Here is a 16,321-nt window from a genome sequence, read left to right on the forward strand (position 1 = left end):
AAAAAAGCTACCCACGAGCAGCGGATAGCTTTTGTACGATTCCCCACAACTATTATTCCGGCATAGCGCCGATGTAATTCGATTGCGGACGAATAATGCGATTTTTAGCGGATTGCTCCAAGATGTGAGCACTCCAGCCCACAACGCGGCTTACAGCAAAGGTCGGGGTAAACAAATTTTCATCCAATCCTACCGCACGCATCACTGCAGCTGCAAAGAACTCCACGTTTGTATTCAGCTTGCGACCTGGCTTGTATTCGTCCAGGAGCTTCAATCCTACCTTCTCTACATGTGTTGCCAGATCAAACCACGGATCGTTGGCGGATAGCTCGGAGGCTACGACGCGCAAAGCAGTAGCTCGCGGATCGACTGTCTTGTAGACACGGTGTCCAAAGCCCATCAGGCGTCCACCATTCTCCAGCTTGTTTCTCAGCCACGATTCTGCATTTTCCTTTGTGCCAATCGCCTCGATCATCTCAGTCACTTCAGACGGAGCGCCGCCGTGCAATGGCCCTTTCAGTGTACCGATGGCTGCTGCAATCGAGGAAATCAGATCAGACTCTGTAGATGTGACGACACGTCCAGCAAAGGTAGATGCATTCATGCCGTGCTCCTGCGTCAAAATCAGGTACGCATCCAATGCGCGAACATGTGCAGGATTAGGCTGTTCACCCTTTAGCATGTACAGGTAGTTGGCGGTATGATCCAGCTTGTCATTTGGTGCCACTGGCTCACGCCCCTCCAAACAGGCGAAGCGATACGCGACAATCGTCGGCATTTTCGCAGCCAACGAAATAACCTCGTCGATGCTCGGAGGCCAGCCATTTGCAGAGCTGCCCAGTGCTGAAACACCTGTGCGCAATACACTCATCATATCGACATCAGCGGGAATTAGCTTGAGGATGCCTTTTACATGCTCAGGAAGCTCCCGATTTGCTTTCAGCTTATCCTTTAATGCGATCAGCTCCTGCTCGCTTGGCAAATGTCCAAACCAAAGCAAGTGCGCAACCTCTTCAAAGGTATGATGAATCGCCAGATCCCGCGCCCAATGCCCACGGTAAACCAGCATGCCGTTAATGCCGTCTACGAGGCTCAAATCGGTTTCTGCTACGGCGATACCATCCAGTCCAATTGCCAAAGTATGCTGTTTCGTCATGATCGCCACTCCTTTTTCCGTCTCTTTTCTTTCAGTATATTAATTCGCAAATACAAAGGGAAATAGAAGAAAAAAGGCCCATTGATTACAAAACACAATCAATAAAAAACATCTATCGAGGCTTCTATCATGCAGGGCGACCGCGTTTAGCAGAAAGTTTTTATGCGCTCCGGAATTCATAAGCGTCGCGCTTAAGAATTCCTATACGTTCAATTGAAACGACTGCTCCCCTGTACAGGAGGCATCGGCGAGTACAAGGCTTGCAAAATATCTACAAAACGCTGGGCTGGATCGCTAATCCCTCCCTTTGGTACAAGCAGATAGGAGGCGACATTCGGCACTTGCAAGCCAGGCGTCGGTAATTCAATAAACCGATTTTCAAAAAGCTCTCGATTCACTGCCGAACGCGGTAAAAAGGAAACGCCCAGTCCATCCTCGATAAATCTTTTCGTAATGTCCACCTGTGACACTGCCATCGTTCGCAGAAACAGCCCTCGTTGACGAAGTAGCAACAACAGCTCGTCCCAATACCCTGGATGGTTATGAGTTAAAAGCCGATTTGACTGCACCTCGGTCTCCCAATCCGGCAGTGGCGCTTCCATATCTCCACCACTGTGCGGGACAGCAAATACAATAGGGTCTTCGTACAGCATATATGTCGCTAGCTGAAACTCCCCTGGGACAATACGGGTCAAGCCCAAGTCTGCCTGTCCACTCTGAACAAGCGGACCGATTTCTACGGAATCCACTATTTTAATGGAAATATCAACGTCCGGATACAGCTTCGTATAGCGATGGAGCAAATGCGAAAAACGAGCGCGGGCAATGATTGGCGACACTGCAAGCTGCAGCTTTTCCCGATAGCCTTGCCTCCATGCCTGCAAATCCTCAATCCCGTGATGCCACTTCTCCAACAGCCCTTTTGCATGTGGCAGGTATCGCTTTCCGGCAGCTGTCAAACGCACGCGCTTGCCCACTCGCTCAAACAGATCGATTCCCAATTCCTTTTCCAGCTGCCGAATATGCTGACTGACGGTTGGTTGGGCAATATACAATGCTTCTGCTGTCTGATGGAAATTTTCCGTTGTAGCCGCCATCATAAACGTTTGCAGCACGCGAAAGTCCACGACGGTTCCCCCTTTTTAATACTGCTCGTGATGATGAGTGATCTTCTCTTTTTGGGTCTTTCTTCCTCATTTTTGAAAATTTTTACTGGAAACCCCTTTCATCACTCTGCCTTGTGGTACAATACGAAATCGAGTGCGAAAAACCTTTTTGCGAATCGTACTTCATTAGAGAGAGATTAGGGGAGGAAAACATGGAAACCACACCAAACTTGAACCCGCCACGTAAAAGTATGAAAAAAACACTGCTGATTGCCGGGGCGGCAGTTGTTGTTGTGCTAGGAGGACTAGGGACCGCCTACGCCAAGTTTGATTTGTTTAAAAGCTCAAAATCCATCTACCTGCAAGCCGAAGCGGAAAGCATGATGAAATTTTCTGCGGATGCATCCAAGGCGTATGGAGAATACGAAGCCTACATGAAGCCTTATTTGGAAAAACCCGTTCATTCAACTACCGAGTTGAGCGAAATTACAGTAGATGCTACAATACCTGATCCGCAAGCCCAAAAAATTCTTGATATGCTCAAAAGCGCCAAGCTCGTAATGCAGAGCAACATCGACGAGCAAAAGAATCAGCAAACCGGAAATTTTGAAGTTCATCTCAAGGACAAAAAGCTAGCTACGATTGAGTATTTCCTTAACGATACGCTGATGGGCTTCCGTCTGCCAGAGTTTTATTCAAAATATGGCTATATTGACCTCAAAGATCGCGATGCTATCAAGGAAAAGCTGGGTGAAGAACTACCGAAGCGCTTCCTCACTTATCGTGACCTGTACGATGCTGTTTCCATCAAGGAAGATGAAGTGAAGAGCGTAATGACGCCTTATGCTCTCCTATACGCAGATCATGTGAAAGACAGCCAAGTGACTCTGAAGAAGGATGCTTCATTCTCTGAGGAAGGCCTTCAAGCCGCTGCACGGGAAATTACAGTCACGTTTAATCAGGAAGAAGCGTCTGCTCTCGTAAAGCAGTTGGCTGAAAAAGCAAAAGCAGATCAAAAGCTGTTTGATTTGATCTACACCCGTTATAACAAAGTATCTACATTAATGAAGGACAGCGGTTATCCTGTCGAGGAAATTTCCAAGGACGAATTCAAGAAAAACTACGACCAGAGCTTTGACGACCTGATTGCTGATATCAACGAAACCGATAAGAACAGCAAGGATGAGATCAAAATGGTTGTACTGGTGGACGGCGATCACCAAATCCTGTCCCGCAAGCTGCTCGTGAAGGAAGACAACAAGGAAGAGCTCGTGCTCAGCACTGCTTCCTACAATAAAGGTGCAGATACGTACTATCGCTATACGCTTAACGCTCCTGAAGAAGGAAAAGAAGGAGAAGTATCCTTCACCTACAAAGCTACAGAACAAAATGGTAAAAAAGCAGGTAAATTCGGTGTTCTCGTAAAAGAAACAGCTGATCCTGTTCTCGATTTTAACACTACTTTCGAAGTAACGAAGCAAGACAAGAAGGAAACAGGCGTTTACGATTTCAAACTCGTGGCTGCTGATGAGTATTCAGCTCAGCCAGTTAAGCTCTCTGGTAATGTGACCCTGTCTGAAACAGCTAGCGACAATGGCCGTGATTCAGAAGGCAGTATCAAGCTCAACTTTGATAATCCTACACCTGATATGCCAAAAGGTGTGAGCATGAAGCTGAAATCCAAACAGGAATTCGGCAAGGCACTAGAGATCCCAGCTATGTCTGATGCGAATGCAATCAACCTGGCAACCATCACTGACCAGCAAATGATGGAAATCCAGCAAGAAGCTGGTATGGCTTTGGAAAAATTCATGGCTGAAAACGAAGCGTTGGTTCAACAATTCATGATGCCATAATCGTACGTGTACAGCAAAGAGCCCCGTCCCAAAAGGAGGCCACTGAGGAAACCAGGTTTTTCCATTAACCTGAGATTTTTCTAAAAAAATTCGTGACACCTATTCCGTTTCCCCTGGTAGGTGTCGCTTTTTTGTTACTACAGGTCCCCTTTTTTAGTCCGCTAGTTTCAGTATTCGCTTTACATTCACCGCGAATATCGCCATAGCGCCTTGGTTGCCAATGCGAGGGATATACCTAAACTCGCTGGACCGCATAAGCAGCCATACGCTTAGAGGCTCCAAGTCAAGCCGCAGCACGGACAGTTGCTAGAGTTCGTTTTACTAGGTTATACAAATTTCTTGACAGACTCTCTACCTCAGACTACATGGACAGATACAAATAATGAAGAAAACCCGTCTCTAATTAAAACAGAGACGGGTTTTCTTCATTAATGATTTGTAGTCAAGTCATCGTATTTCTTTTATAAATTACGTGATTGACTATTCCCAAGCTTGTTGTTTCAACTCTTTTTCTTTTTCATCAGAGATGCCAAATGCCTTTTTAAAATTGGGTACTGTTTGTTCTTCTAACGGTTGTGAGTTAATCCAATTTAAAAATTCTTCTTCCCCTACATAATTGATGAGTGTATCTTCAAAAAAGTACTCCTCACTATCAAATTTATGTAGTAATTCATCTTCACTTTCATGATATTCATTTTCATATGATTCACTTATGGACTCATTCGGAGCAAACGTTGGGCCATCGAAGTAGCGAGGCCAGAAAAATATAGGGTTTATTGTATTTGAATAGGTAATATATTTCCCATCATACTCCCCTTCATTGTTGACATCGACATGTAAATGAGGGCCAGTTGTGTCTGTACCAGTATTACCCGATACCGCAATTTCTCCCCCTCTACTTACAGAATCACCTGTAGATACAGATTTGGAATGTAAATGAAGAAACCTTATAACAAGCTTAGTATTAGTGTCAGGATCTCTATCTTTTGTCTCAATTGCCACATAATTCCCAGCACTTGTCCAATAACCAGCACTTAGAACTGTCCCCCTTTGAGGGCTATATACTGTTTCTTTATTGACTGCAATGTCTATTCCCTTATGAGTCTTACTATATTTTTTACTTATTGTAGTACCGTCTGTAACATAATACCAGTTAAAAGCGTTATATGGATTTTCCCCTGCTGCCTGGACCTTTCCAGTACCTGTACCTAATATGGCCGATGCTGCTAAAGCTAAGCCAAACATACCAACCAAGACTTTTTTCAAACCCCTAATTCCTTCATTTTATGGTATATTATCACAAAACCGCTTCTATCATATTATTTTATAAAAATAAACATTTTTTACAATATTACCAAAATAGGAGTGATGGTTAATGAATAAAAAATATCTTATTTCACTTTCCGTCTTGTTAATTGCTGGATGTACGGCTAATAACAATCAAGTACCAATGGTTCATACTGGTAACAATGAGGTGTCAATGGTACAAAATAATCCAAATCCAGTTGTAGACTATAGGAAAAAATTTGAAATCCTTGATCGTTTAGAAAACCACGACACTACCTTAAGTCGCATGATGGAATTACTTTCAATAGAATGGCACCATCTCTTTACACAAAAGGATGAAAATAATCTTTGGAATACATATTTTTCACTAACATGGAACATCCGTCCTGACGAAAAAGAACAAGTAAAGAGAGAATTATCGACAGTTCATAAAGAGTTCGCAAATTACTTGAACATGCAAAAACAAGGTATTCTACCTGCCAAGAATGTCACTGTTAATAATTTATCTGCTGAGAGAAACTCTACTGATGACGGTTACCTTGTAAAGGCAAGTTATCTCCTCACCTTAAATGACGGAACTACAAAAGAAGTAAAAGTAGAACTTAACGCAGACGACAATATGGAAACATTTAATCCACGCTTTAACACTATTGCTACAGGAGAAAATCTTCCTGAGCCAAAAAATGAGCATGAAGAATTGCGTCGTGAATTTATACTTAGAGCCTTAGACTACAACGTAATCAAAAAAATGACTTACGATGAAATCTTAGAAATGATAGATATGAAATAAAATTGGTTGATCCAGTGTAGCCTTAGTCAGTACAGTATATAAATATAGCCCTCCTAGGAAGGCTTTCAACTTGTTCTCCCTCTTCTCACTCTTGCTTTGCGTTCGTTCTCTCAGATATCGGTACATGCGGGTTAACAACCCTGCCCACGTCTGCTTTCATCTGATCTGATCAGAGCAAATCCTTTTTGTATCAGTTCTGGCAAATACTCGTATCACTCAAACAGTTCCTTCTCCATTGTTTCCTTTTTATTTTTTGGATTGTATAAATTAATAAAATTCACTATTATCTATATAAAAATGGAGGAAAAACGATGAAAGCAACCGGGGTTGTTAGAAAAGTCGATGAGCTAGGGCGACTCGTACTACCAAAGGAGCTACGAGACCTTTTTGATATTAACATCAAGGATCCATTAGAGAATTATGTTGATGATGAAACGTATCATATTGAAGAAGTATGAATCCGCATATGTTTTCTGTGGTAATGCCTTAAATACATTACACTTTAAAGGGGAACTGATCTGTTCAACCTATGTTAGTAAAGCAAAAAATGAATCGGAATAAACAAAAGAAGCCCTCTTTCGGATTTTTTTGTCCGAGGAGGGCTTCTACGTCAACTCCGACAAGCTCGCGTCACTGATAACCCGCATAGATGATATATCCCAACGCCGCATAAAAAACGATTTGATCTACCGCAGTGTACATCTTTTTGGATAGCGGGATTCCAATCCAGCCAAACCTGAGCGGCCATAGCAGCTGAATACGTCCTACGAGCATGTCACTGATCAGATGCGACAGTATTCCCCAGAGTGCAGCCATGGCAGCCGGAGAATCACCTAGCAGCAGGGCAGGAACGAGCAAAATGACCCATGAATGCGTGATCGTTCGATGACCAAAGCCTTTTTGGACAGCCCTTGATACGGTTCTAACCATGTTCCCAAGCTTGCTTCTAGCTTGATCAATATCGGGCAGCAATGCCATTGTAGCGCCAATCACACTGCCCTTCCAGGAAGGGTAGGCATAGTAGCCAGCAATTGCCCCCAACACGAGATGCGTTTTCCATAACATTTGCCTTTCACACCGACTTTCTTCTGTTTGTCTGAGGAGCTTGTACACGGTAGGTGGAACGGCTTAAAATGGCCAGACACGTCCGACTGTTACGAATCTATTTGTGGCATGAAGCTAGCCGGATCCAGTCCCTCGCCTTCGATGATGATCGCCGTCATTCCGGCTTCACTGCCTGATTCATGCTCTTCGCCTGTTGTCCAAAAAGCCGCCTGACCAGGTCCGACCCGGACCCTCTTCCGATCTTCACCGCATACCCAGCCCTCACCGTTTACAACGAGAAATAGCTGCGGGCATACTGCCGGATGGTACCCAACGACACCCGCTTCCCCTAAATGAATGCACCCGATCTGCACTGAGCCGGGTGTGCGCATGATACGCGAAATCGTAGCATTGACTGAATCAAAGCGGTCGATTGTTCTGCCTGCCAGTTGGTCAAAACGGAATAGCTGCATGATTATTTCTCCTCCGTCACTAAAAGTGTAAGCTCCATCTTAACGCAAATCATAGGCAATGTAACAGACACTCTCATCCTATCTTTACTGCTTGAACCAAATATTTTTGTACTCCACCAGACCCAGCGCATTGAGGGATACTCCTGCGAGGGCAGAATGATAGGCAGATTGCTGAAGGGCATGGTACACAAACAGCAAAGCATGCTGCTCACGAAGCAGGTCTTCTACCTCGCGAAGACGCTCTCGCTGGGCCTCTTTATCCTGCTCCTGCACGAGCAAATCCAGCTGCTCGTCCATCTGCGTCCGAGTAGTGGGGTCCCACATCATCCGCAGGAAACTGGCATCCGATTTGTACAATTCCACCAACCCCAGTTCCCACTGTTCATCGAATACTTCCCCCGAGAACACCATATCTGCCTGAAGCAGTATTTCCGGCTTTTTCAATTCTTCGATCGGTACCACAGTGACATCGAGCAGTAATCCGTATTGAGCAAAATGCTTCTGCAGCCATTCTGCATTATTTTCGTTTCCTGCTCCTTCGTATGTGAACAGCCTGATTCGTTCATCCTTGTCTATACTTTTTTGCAGTACCTCCTGCGCTTTTTGAATATCCATCGGGGCTTCACTAGACAACACAGCTTTTTCATCAGGCAAAAATCCATGGGCAGGAATGTGGCGATTCCCCCCTAAATCCGCTATCATTTTCTCCCGATCCAGCAGGCGATGGATCGCATGCCGAACCTCTTTTTTCTGAAGCGGTCCCGTGCGATTTAAATTAAAGGCAAGATAGGAAGAACCCCTCTCGATACGCTCTAGCCCTTTCCACTTTTCCAGAGGCTCCAGCGTGTTCCAAAACGTCTGGAAGTGCACCTCTCCCTGACTAGAGAAATAGTCCTCCCGCAGGCTGTTCTGAGGCACTACCCAGATTTCTACCCGATCCAAATGTGCTCTGCCGAGAAAATAGGTAGGAACAGCTTCCAAAATAAACATTTGCTCGTCGTTTCGGATTAGCCGAAAGGGACCGCTACCGACTGGCAGCCTGGTGAACTCCGTGCCTTTTTGGGCGACGACCTCGCCAGGAATAATCGACATTCGATCTGATGCCAAAAAGGAGAGCAGCATATGGTTCGGGCGTCTGAGCTTGATCCCTACTGTCGTTTCTTTAATAGCCACGACTGTCTCCACGTCCGAAAGCATATAGCGATAGGGTGATTTTGTTTTTGGATCAGCTATCCGCTCAAACGTCCAGACGACATCATGTGCAGTCAGCTCACGGCCGTGGTGAAACAATACCCCTTTTCGCAAATAAAAAGTCCACTGTGTCCCGCTCTCGTCAGCTTCCCAGTGATGAGCAAGATGCGGTACAAAAGCTTCTTGCAGCTCATCAAAACGAATGAGTGTATCAAAAATTTGTTTCACCATATGCGATTCTGTCCGTCTGCCTACAAAAGGCGGGTCCAGAGCCGGTATCGTTCTGTAAAAGGACATCCGCAGCGTATCGCGAGTACGCTTCTCTATCTCCTCTGAACGAAATCCGAACTGCCCTGAAAGCCACCCAAAAAAGCGTTTTTTGGCCCGAAGCGGTATCTTCGGGTCGGAGAACAGGTGCATCGCTTTATCAAGATCACCCTGTGCGACATGTGCTTTGGCCATAGACACAATCACCTGCTCCACGCTTCGCAAAAACACGATTCGGGATACGTTTCCTCTGCCCCTGCCAGGCATCCACTCGATCCAGTCCTGTTCTGCCAGCTGCTTAATGATCATCTTGGCATTACGGATCGTACAGAAAAAAACAGCAGCCAGTTCAGCCAACGTAACCTCTTGTTGCTCATTTTCTTGTCTCCCTGCAAAATGCTGGCGCAGGTGCAAGTAATGCTGGGCGATCTGCATGTAAGGGTTCACCTCTTTTTAAAAGGGGAAATCATATATAGATTACTCTACCCTTTTTCTTCCCCTTTTCCTAGCTACAATAAAGACGAAGAAGGAGGTTTCTTACATGTCTCTAGCAAAAACGTCCCCTGCGATGGGATCGGGTACACCCGCTAACCAGTCCATTTGGCGCAACCGCCCGTTTCTCATCCTCTTTTTCACATCAGCCTTTCTGGCTTGTGGTGCAAAGGTGTATGAATTGGCATTACCGCTCATTTTGTACGATATGACGCAATCACCCGTTACGATGACGACGATGAAAAGCATTGAGTTTTTGCCGAATTTGCTTCTTGCCATGTTCATTGGCGTGCTGGTAGATCGCTTCTCCAAAAAGCGGTGGTCCCAGTGGATGGTCTTTGGACAGATGATGCTATTGTTTATGCTGTATGGATTGACGGAAACGGGTCATGCCCAAGTCATCCATTATTACCTTGCAGGATTTCTGCTCATGGCCTTCAACTATGGCTTCAACAATGCACGGGTCAGCATGATCAAGCAAGTCGTTCCGACACCCTTGCTCACCTCAGCGAATGCCCGGTTTTCCTTCATGAGCACGTTTATCGAAATCATGGGTCCTGCAATTACCGGATTTATCCTGCTGTTATCCAGCCTGCACTCCGGACTGCTCATCACCGGAATTGCGTATTTGCTCGCTTGGATCGCCATTTCTCTTTTGGAACGTACCGATGTTTCCATGAAGTCCACAGGCGGCTTTTGGCAGGAATTCAAAGCTGGCTGGAAAGAGCTGCTTGGAAATCGTCCTCTTTGGCTGATTACGCTGCTTGTGATCTTTCTGAATGCCACATCCGGCATGTACGATGCGATGATTATTTTCTTTGCCAAGGATCATTTGAAGCTGGATAACTCCGAGCTCGGTCTCGTGCTCTCCGTCGCGGGAGTTGGCGGCCTGCTCGGCAGTTCTGTGGTAGCGCGGCTGCGCAGACGTTTTCCGATCGGCATAATCATGGGGATGACGATCCTGCTGCTCGGTCTCTCCTATTTTCTAATGGTGTTTGCTTCTAGCGCGTGGGTGCTTTGTCTGTCTCTGTTTCTCACAGGGCTCATCAGCACGATTGAAAATATCTGTATCTGGACGTTTCGTCAGGAGACTACGCCCGCGCATATGATTGGCAGAATCAGCGGGATCACCGGGTCTATTTTCAAGCTGGGGATCGTCTTCTCCATATATGGGTCCGGGTGGATGACAGTCTGGCTTGGTCCATGGGTCGTGTTTTTGACTGCTGCGTTGGGGAATGTGGTGATTTTTCTTGTGTATCGTCGGCTTTCGTTGTGGAGGCTGGGGTAAAAAGACAAACAAGCCTCAAGCAGCTATTTGCACATGCTGCTCGAGGCTTACTGTTTATTTCATAATGCCTAGCTGTGCTAGGATGTCATCCTCTTCGGTATAGTTGATCATCTGCATGACACCTTCCGGAGGATTCGCCATTTCCCACTCGATGGTTCGCCGCATGGCTTCCCGATCGGTGATCGTTTCCTGATAGCCCAGCTCTCTTCTGATTTTTCCTGTATCCAGGCAGATGTGCTGACGGTTATTGATCTGTGGTACGAGATGAACCGGCAGATCTGCGGCAGGCGCAATGATGACTTCGCCCTGCCAATCGATTTGCGCCGCAATTCTCTCGATCCATTGCTTCATCGTCAGGCAATCAGGCTCCGCCACATGATAAATCTGACCTTTGGCCACATCATGCGTAGCTGCCAGACGTATGGCTTCTGCTATATCTTCTACATAGCCGCGTGCCCAGCTCCATGAGGCAAAGCCCTCTTCCATGAGGATCGTCTTTCTGCCATCACGCATCTGCTGTAAATAAGGATATAAGCGATGCTGGTAATCACCTGGTCCGTACACCATCGGCAGACGCACAATCGTACCGGGCAATTGCTTGTGACTCAGCACGACCTTTTCAACCAATACTTTGTCATAATCACTTCGGTCTTCACGAACGCCACGCAATGGGTACCGCTTTTGGCAGAGAGGGGAATCTTCTGTGAGCGGTCCTTCTTCTGCGGGGCCTGCTTCTATTCCATTTACTCGCCCAAAGGCTTGATATACATCACAGATGCTAACTGCTACCACTCGTCCGGTCAAATCTTGAAATGTCTCCATCAATAAGTGAGCATCTGCTTCTGTATAAGGAAACAAATCGATGACTACATCAGGAGCAAATGAATGGAACGCTTCTCGAAACTCCCCCAGCTTGGAACGGTCTCCTTTAATCGAGACCGTTCCTTCTGGCAGAGGGGCTTCACCAGATGAAAGCCCCCGATTAAAAATCGCTAGCTCATGCCCGGATTCTGCGAGTCTTTTTACTACATGTGGCCCAATAAATCGTGTCCCGCCCAATAAAAGAATCCTCATCCCTGCCCCTCCCTTTGTCTCTACAGCTTCTCAATCACCTTATCAATCAGCCCGTATTCAAGCGCTTCTGCTGCGGTCAGGAAGTAATCCCGGTCGGCGTCTTTTTCAATTTGCTCGACCGTCTTGCCTGTACGTTCGGAAATGATCGTATATAGCATGTTTCGGTGCCTCATGATCCGATCGGCGGCAATCTTGATGTCACTCGCTTGCCCCTGGCTTCCGCCCCAAGGCTGGTGAAGCATGACTTCAGCATTTGGAAGTGCAAACCTTTTGCCCGGCGCTCCGGCTACCAGCAGCATCGCCCCCATCGAAGCAGCCATGCCTGTGCATATCGTAGATACATCTGGCGCAACGAATTTCATCGTATCGATGATCGCCATCCCGGCTGTAACAGAGCCTCCCGGGGAATTAATGTACAGGTGAATGTCCTTTTTTGGATCTTCTGCGGCCAAAAACAGCAGCTGAGCTACAACGGCATTTGCCACCTGATCATCTATGGCACTGCCCAGAAAAATGATGCGATCTTTGAGCAAGCGAGAGTAAATGTCATAAGAACGCTCCCCATAGCTCGTTTGTTCTACCACTACTGGAATCAGATTCATGAAAAACCCTCCTTGTTTGTGCCTAAAATGAATAGACTAGATTACGCTGCCATACTCATGCGGCTTGCTTGCGGTGAAGAAGCTCTGCCACCCACTCGGCTAAAGCCAGAGGAGACCTGTGTGACCACAGCAGGGCTGTCTGCAGGCCCAACTGTCCACGTCTGCACAACAGACTCGCCTTCGCTGGCACCTACCTGGGTGTTTCGGTTCGGAAGTGCAATCACATTTCCCCGCTGCTGCTCTGGTTTTCTTTCCCAAACGACTACAGGTTTGGACTTGCTTGTTACTGCTGCCTCTGCCTTCATGCCTTTTCTCCTCCTTCTTTTGGATACACGGCGAGAATGACTTGATACGTTTCCTGTCCTTTTGCTTTCGACTGATACTTTTCGACGAGCTGGTTCACAAGAGAGACGTACTCCTCCACAAAAGCACTGCGCTGCTCGGCACTGGCGAGACGGATGCTCGTGTCTAGCGTGGCACTCGGGATCTCTTGTTCCTGATCGGAGCGTTCCATCAACAAGAGAGCGTCACGCTTGATCCGTTCTGCTGTATTCACCAAGTGGGACAGCGCTCCCTGATCCTTCATCTGCTGCACGGTTTCGTTCGCCCAGTTCAATCCTTCCGAGAGCACGTAGGTCCGTGCAATCGCAAGGTACAGCACCTCGACCAGATTGCGTACCTGACGACTTCCCACCCGGCGAACCAGCCCCACCTTTTCCAAAGCCTTCAGATGGTAATTCACTCTCTGGGGAATTTCATTGATCCCACGCGCCACCTCAGCAGCTGATGCCGGCTCAACCAGACGGCTCAATATCTCCGCACGCAGCGGATTCAACAGCGCCATCGCTTGCTCCGGCGTCTCGACTACATACGATTCCAGTTGTTCATGTGCCACAAAAACACCTCATGACATTAATCATTTACGTAAAAATAGTTTATTACGTGAGATCTTATTTGTCAAATGGTGGGAGAGCCTAAAAATTCCTGGCTCGGACTTTTGGTTGAGGAGAGAAAAAGGGAGAAAACGCTCCAGGTTCGTAGGGCCACTGCTTACGCGGGTCATTCCTGTCCGGCTGCGTTTCAAAAGCGGAACCGACTCCAAAAGCAGCTCGGGCAGGGAGCCTCTCAGAGTTGGAGGCTGAGACCGTGTTCCGCTTTTTCCACTCCGCCTCGGTTGGTGTCCCTAAGACCTTCGCTTATTTCTCCCTTTTTCTCTGCCCAGCGTTTTGGATTGGTTCAGGCATTTTTTGTTGGGGGTGGACGGGAAAATGAAAAAGCGTTGAAAACGTTGAAAACCCCGTTGATTTAACGGGGTTTTCTCGTTTTCCTCTTGTATGTCTCTATTAAAAATCTAGGCCTTCGCCATCATCTGGTACGTGTACTTGCCCGGCGAGATTTTTCTCCGCTACATACTCACGCAGCTCCTCGCGTCTTAGCAGGCAGTGATTCCACGTCTCCATATGAGCGACGACGATCTGGCTGCCCTGAGCTGTCTGTGCCACTTTCGCTATGTCTTCTTTGGTCATCGTAATTGGATCGCCTACTAAAAAGCGAGCTGCTCCGCCAAATAGTGTAATGACTTTTGGCTGATCGGTCTGGAGGGTCTGTTCTACCTCTTCACACCAGATGGTATCTCCCGCGAGGTAATACGTCGGTTCTTCTTTTCCGCGCAAAACAAATCCCGAGACAGGTCCCATCTGCTTCCCGATCTCTCCTGTTCCGTGCTGACCGCCTGTTCGGCGGAGCTGGATGCCTTGCCAATTGGTTTCATCCTCCACAACGATGACCTGTTCAAATCCTAGCTGACGCAATTTCTCTTCGTCCGGTGGCTGGCAGAACAGCGGCAAATGCTTCGGCAGCTTGCTTACTGCCTCTACATCCAAATGGTCTGGATGTGTATGCGTCACGATGAGAGCATCTACACCCTCCAGCACTTCTTCCACAGAAAACGGCAGCTCCACAAGTGGATTTGCCACCTGGTTGGGCGTATTTGGTGTCGTTGGCAGCGTGTGCGCGCTACTTAGCATCGGATCAACCAAAAAAGTATGTCCCCCGTACGTAAGCTTTAGCGTAGCATGCCGGATCAGCTGAATATGCATGTCAGATCTCTCCTTCGTCGGTATAATAAGAATGGATTACCTTCATTGTACAGAGCTCCACGCTGATGCCGCGAAACAAAACAGGCATCTGCACTTTCATCGTGAAAGGAGAATAGCATGCTCGACCAGACTGATCTCTCCATTCTTGCCCTGCTGCGTGAAAACAGCCGTCTTTTGTGGAAGGACATAGGTGAACAGGTCCATTTGAGCGGCCAAGCTGTCGGCAACCGGATCAGGCGTATGGAGGAACAAGGAATTATTCAAGGTTATACAACGCTTATTGACGATACGAAAGTCGGACCGCACCTCACTGCCATGATTACGATGTTTATGAGGACTTCAGATCATCAGCCGTTCATCCGTTTTATCAAAGAGCGCAGCGAGGTAGCCGATGCCCATCGAATAAGTGGTGAGGGCTGCTATTTGCTCGTTGTCCGTGTGCTAGACCAAAACGCATTGAATGCTTTTATAGAAGAGCTACTTGCCTTTGGGAACTACCGAGTCAATCTGTCGCTTGGAAAACTCAAATAGGAGCCTCATTATTTTTCACTATTGCCTGATTATGTGAACAGGAGTAGAATGGTGGATACTAAGAACAGGGTACCTCGTTCTTAGGCAAAGGAAAGGGGGGAAATCGCCATGGAAGACTTGCTACTGCTGCTTTCGCTGGAGGATTTCTTCGCCTTGCTCGCCCTGTTTGCGGGATGCTTCACGTCGCTTTACTACTTGAGACGGCGTATTCCCACAACAAAGCTGGCTTTGGATTGGCAACAGAGTGATACTTATCAACCTCCTATCAATCCGTGCATGATTGAAACCTACCCGATGGCGGCAAGGCAACCGATGCGCTCGCGATTATTCCGGCGCATGCAGCACTCAGACAGCGATGCCGATACATACGGTTACCGATTTTTGGCTCTATCCGCATAACGGATCAAAACCAAAAGGAGGTAGATCTTATGATCGCCAAGTACATCGGAGAAGCATTATTGTTTGTAGTAGGTTTGCCTATTTTCGCTTACCAAACTGCGGAAAGCTTGCACGCCTTGACAGACGCCTTCGCGGCAATGTCCGACTTTATGAACATGAAATAACTTCAAGAATATTCAAAACCCTGACCGCAGCTGTGATCAGGGTTTTGCTTTTCCCATCTATTCTACATGGATGCGGTCACCTCTCGTCGTTGGCTGGGAAATCACGAGGAATTCCACATCAGCCGCAGCCTCATTTTTCATTTGATGTGCTACCCCTGGAGATACTTCCACGCCTTCCTGTGCGGATAGCGTGTGCCTTACTCCCTCTACCTCCAATATTGCCACTCCAGAGAGCACAAAGAAAAACTGGCGTGACCTTTCATGATAATGGCGGACCTCCGCTGTATTTCCAGGCATTCTCTCGTGAATGACGCTCAGCTCCTGCCCCTTTACCAAGTGCCAGCCATCACACTGCTCACCCCATATGTAATGCTCTGCATTTGCCTTGCTGATTTTGCCTACCTTTTGATCAGGTGTCAAAGCGATTCTCCTCCTGCTTATATCATGTCCATCGGCTTCACGTATTGCATCTATGACTTATCATGACACGAACCCCAAGCGT

General features: G+C 47.1%; 18 protein-coding genes and 1 pseudogene. 7 read left to right on the forward strand and 12 right to left on the reverse strand.

The features are described from left to right. Positions 1-52: 52 nt before the first annotated feature. Positions 53-1,156 carry a citrate synthase/methylcitrate synthase gene (locus C3B52_RS19645; protein WP_103108103.1) on the reverse strand — a complete coding sequence of 368 codons (1,104 nt, stop codon included), beginning with the start codon at positions 1,154-1,156 and terminating at the stop codon, positions 53-55. A gap of 209 nt (positions 1,157-1,365) precedes the next feature. Beyond that, positions 1,366-2,283 carry a LysR family transcriptional regulator gene (locus tag C3B52_RS19650; RefSeq protein WP_103108104.1) on the reverse strand — a complete coding sequence of 306 codons (918 nt, stop codon included), beginning with the start codon at positions 2,281-2,283 and terminating at the stop codon, positions 1,366-1,368. Between the two features lie 191 nt (positions 2,284-2,474). Here C3B52_RS19650 and C3B52_RS19655 point away from each other — a divergent pair, with 191 nt between their 5' ends. Further along, complete coding sequence (locus C3B52_RS19655; RefSeq protein WP_103108105.1) at positions 2,475-4,118, forward strand: DUF6583 family protein; 1,644 nt, start codon at positions 2,475-2,477, stop codon at positions 4,116-4,118. A gap of 480 nt (positions 4,119-4,598) precedes the next feature. On the opposite strand, the gene C3B52_RS19660 is transcribed toward C3B52_RS19655, so the two are convergent. Then, positions 4,599-5,384: a M23 family metallopeptidase gene (locus tag C3B52_RS19660; protein WP_201264915.1), complete on the reverse strand. Its 786-nt coding sequence runs from the start codon at positions 5,382-5,384 to the stop codon at positions 4,599-4,601. 109 nt (positions 5,385-5,493) lie between these two features. Between C3B52_RS19660 and C3B52_RS19665 the strand changes: the two genes are divergently transcribed. Together C3B52_RS19665 and C3B52_RS19670 are read left to right on the forward strand one after the other, a co-directional pair. Continuing rightward, the gene (locus C3B52_RS19665; RefSeq protein WP_103108106.1) at positions 5,494-6,195 is read left to right on the forward strand and encodes a hypothetical protein; all 702 of its coding nucleotides are present in this window, start codon (positions 5,494-5,496) and stop codon (positions 6,193-6,195) included. A 311-nt stretch (positions 6,196-6,506) separates the two neighbouring features. Beyond that, positions 6,507-6,756: pseudogene (locus C3B52_RS19670) on the forward strand (AbrB/MazE/SpoVT family DNA-binding domain-containing protein). 69 nt (positions 6,757-6,825) lie between these two features. On the opposite strand, the gene C3B52_RS19675 reads toward C3B52_RS19670, so the two are convergent. The 3 genes from C3B52_RS19675 to C3B52_RS19685 form a co-directional block, all read right to left on the reverse strand. Further along, positions 6,826-7,260 (reverse strand): metal-dependent hydrolase, encoded by a 435-nt coding sequence (locus tag C3B52_RS19675; RefSeq protein ID WP_103108107.1) that lies wholly within the window; start codon positions 7,258-7,260, stop codon positions 6,826-6,828. 89 nt (positions 7,261-7,349) lie between these two features. Continuing rightward, a complete protein-coding gene (locus C3B52_RS19680) occupies positions 7,350-7,712 on the reverse strand; it encodes a cupin (RefSeq protein ID WP_103108108.1) in 363 nt (120 codons plus the stop codon). A gap of 84 nt (positions 7,713-7,796) precedes the next feature. Next, positions 7,797-9,605, reverse strand: a complete 1,809-nt coding sequence (locus C3B52_RS19685) for an SgrR family transcriptional regulator (protein ID WP_103108109.1) — start codon at positions 9,603-9,605, stop codon at positions 7,797-7,799. 106 nt (positions 9,606-9,711) lie between these two features. Between C3B52_RS19685 and C3B52_RS19690 the strand changes: the two genes are divergently transcribed. Then, complete coding sequence (locus tag C3B52_RS19690) at positions 9,712-10,950, forward strand: MFS transporter (protein WP_235615784.1); 1,239 nt, start codon at positions 9,712-9,714, stop codon at positions 10,948-10,950. Between the two features lie 54 nt (positions 10,951-11,004). On the opposite strand, the gene C3B52_RS19695 is transcribed toward C3B52_RS19690, so the two are convergent. The 5 genes from C3B52_RS19695 to C3B52_RS19720 form a co-directional block, all read right to left on the reverse strand. Next, positions 11,005-12,024 carry an NAD-dependent epimerase/dehydratase family protein gene (locus tag C3B52_RS19695; RefSeq protein WP_103108111.1) on the reverse strand — a complete coding sequence of 340 codons (1,020 nt, stop codon included), beginning with the start codon at positions 12,022-12,024 and terminating at the stop codon, positions 11,005-11,007. 20 nt (positions 12,025-12,044) lie between these two features. After that, the gene (gene clpP / locus C3B52_RS19700; protein WP_103108112.1) at positions 12,045-12,626 is read right to left on the reverse strand and encodes an ATP-dependent Clp endopeptidase proteolytic subunit ClpP; all 582 of its coding nucleotides are present in this window, start codon (positions 12,624-12,626) and stop codon (positions 12,045-12,047) included. A 41-nt stretch (positions 12,627-12,667) separates the two neighbouring features. Further along, positions 12,668-12,931 (reverse strand): hypothetical protein, encoded by a 264-nt coding sequence (locus tag C3B52_RS19705; RefSeq protein ID WP_103108113.1) that lies wholly within the window; start codon positions 12,929-12,931, stop codon positions 12,668-12,670. Further along, complete coding sequence (locus C3B52_RS19710) at positions 12,928-13,521, reverse strand: winged helix-turn-helix domain-containing protein (protein WP_103108114.1); 594 nt, start codon at positions 13,519-13,521, stop codon at positions 12,928-12,930. The genes C3B52_RS19705 and C3B52_RS19710 overlap by 4 nt, the downstream gene beginning before the upstream one ends. A gap of 448 nt (positions 13,522-13,969) precedes the next feature. Beyond that, positions 13,970-14,725 carry an MBL fold metallo-hydrolase gene (locus tag C3B52_RS19720; protein ID WP_103108116.1) on the reverse strand — a complete coding sequence of 252 codons (756 nt, stop codon included), beginning with the start codon at positions 14,723-14,725 and terminating at the stop codon, positions 13,970-13,972. Positions 14,726-14,842: 117 nt separating this feature from the next. Between C3B52_RS19720 and C3B52_RS19725 the strand changes: the two genes are divergently transcribed. From C3B52_RS19725 to C3B52_RS37830, 3 genes are all read left to right on the forward strand, one after another. Further along, positions 14,843-15,256, forward strand: a complete 414-nt coding sequence (locus C3B52_RS19725) for an Lrp/AsnC family transcriptional regulator (RefSeq protein WP_103108117.1) — start codon at positions 14,843-14,845, stop codon at positions 15,254-15,256. 108 nt (positions 15,257-15,364) lie between these two features. Further along, entirely contained in the window at positions 15,365-15,655 is a 291-nt protein-coding gene (locus C3B52_RS19730) for a hypothetical protein (protein ID WP_103108118.1), read from the forward strand. 29 nt (positions 15,656-15,684) lie between these two features. Beyond that, positions 15,685-15,819, forward strand: coding sequence for a hypothetical protein (locus tag C3B52_RS37830; protein ID WP_268811895.1), 135 nt, complete (start codon positions 15,685-15,687; stop codon positions 15,817-15,819). Between the two features lie 57 nt (positions 15,820-15,876). Here C3B52_RS37830 and C3B52_RS19735 read toward each other — a convergent pair whose 3' ends face one another. Next, a complete protein-coding gene (locus C3B52_RS19735; RefSeq protein ID WP_103108119.1) occupies positions 15,877-16,239 on the reverse strand; it encodes a cupin domain-containing protein in 363 nt (120 codons plus the stop codon). Between the last annotated feature and the right edge of the window lie 82 nt (positions 16,240-16,321).

Source organism: Brevibacillus reuszeri (genome assembly GCF_002897295.1).
Classification (GTDB): Bacteria; Bacillota; Bacilli; order Brevibacillales; family Brevibacillaceae; genus Brevibacillus; species Brevibacillus reuszeri_A.

Coding starts and splice junctions, on each gene's coding strand:
- C3B52_RS19690 (WP_235615784.1), top strand. CDS start 9,712: ATGTCTCTAGCAAAAACGTCCCCTGCGATGGGATCGGGTACACCCGCT.
- C3B52_RS19655 (WP_103108105.1), top strand. CDS start 2,475: ATGGAAACCACACCAAACTTGAACCCGCCACGTAAAAGTATGAAAAAA.
- C3B52_RS19720 (WP_103108116.1), bottom strand. CDS start 14,725: ATGCATATTCAGCTGATCCGGCATGCTACGCTAAAGCTTACGTACGGG.
- C3B52_RS37830 (WP_268811895.1), top strand. CDS start 15,685: ATGATCGCCAAGTACATCGGAGAAGCATTATTGTTTGTAGTAGGTTTG.
- C3B52_RS19675 (WP_103108107.1), bottom strand. CDS start 7,260: ATGTTATGGAAAACGCATCTCGTGTTGGGGGCAATTGCTGGCTACTAT.
- C3B52_RS19665 (WP_103108106.1), top strand. CDS start 5,494: ATGAATAAAAAATATCTTATTTCACTTTCCGTCTTGTTAATTGCTGGA.
- C3B52_RS19685 (WP_103108109.1), bottom strand. CDS start 9,605: ATGCAGATCGCCCAGCATTACTTGCACCTGCGCCAGCATTTTGCAGGG.
- C3B52_RS19725 (WP_103108117.1), top strand. CDS start 14,843: ATGCTCGACCAGACTGATCTCTCCATTCTTGCCCTGCTGCGTGAAAAC.
- C3B52_RS19680 (WP_103108108.1), bottom strand. CDS start 7,712: ATGCAGCTATTCCGTTTTGACCAACTGGCAGGCAGAACAATCGACCGC.
- C3B52_RS19695 (WP_103108111.1), bottom strand. CDS start 12,024: ATGAGGATTCTTTTATTGGGCGGGACACGATTTATTGGGCCACATGTA.
- clpP (WP_103108112.1), bottom strand. CDS start 12,626: ATGAATCTGATTCCAGTAGTGGTAGAACAAACGAGCTATGGGGAGCGT.
- C3B52_RS19705 (WP_103108113.1), bottom strand. CDS start 12,931: ATGAAGGCAGAGGCAGCAGTAACAAGCAAGTCCAAACCTGTAGTCGTT.
- C3B52_RS19645 (WP_103108103.1), bottom strand. CDS start 1,156: ATGACGAAACAGCATACTTTGGCAATTGGACTGGATGGTATCGCCGTA.
- C3B52_RS19730 (WP_103108118.1), top strand. CDS start 15,365: ATGGAAGACTTGCTACTGCTGCTTTCGCTGGAGGATTTCTTCGCCTTG.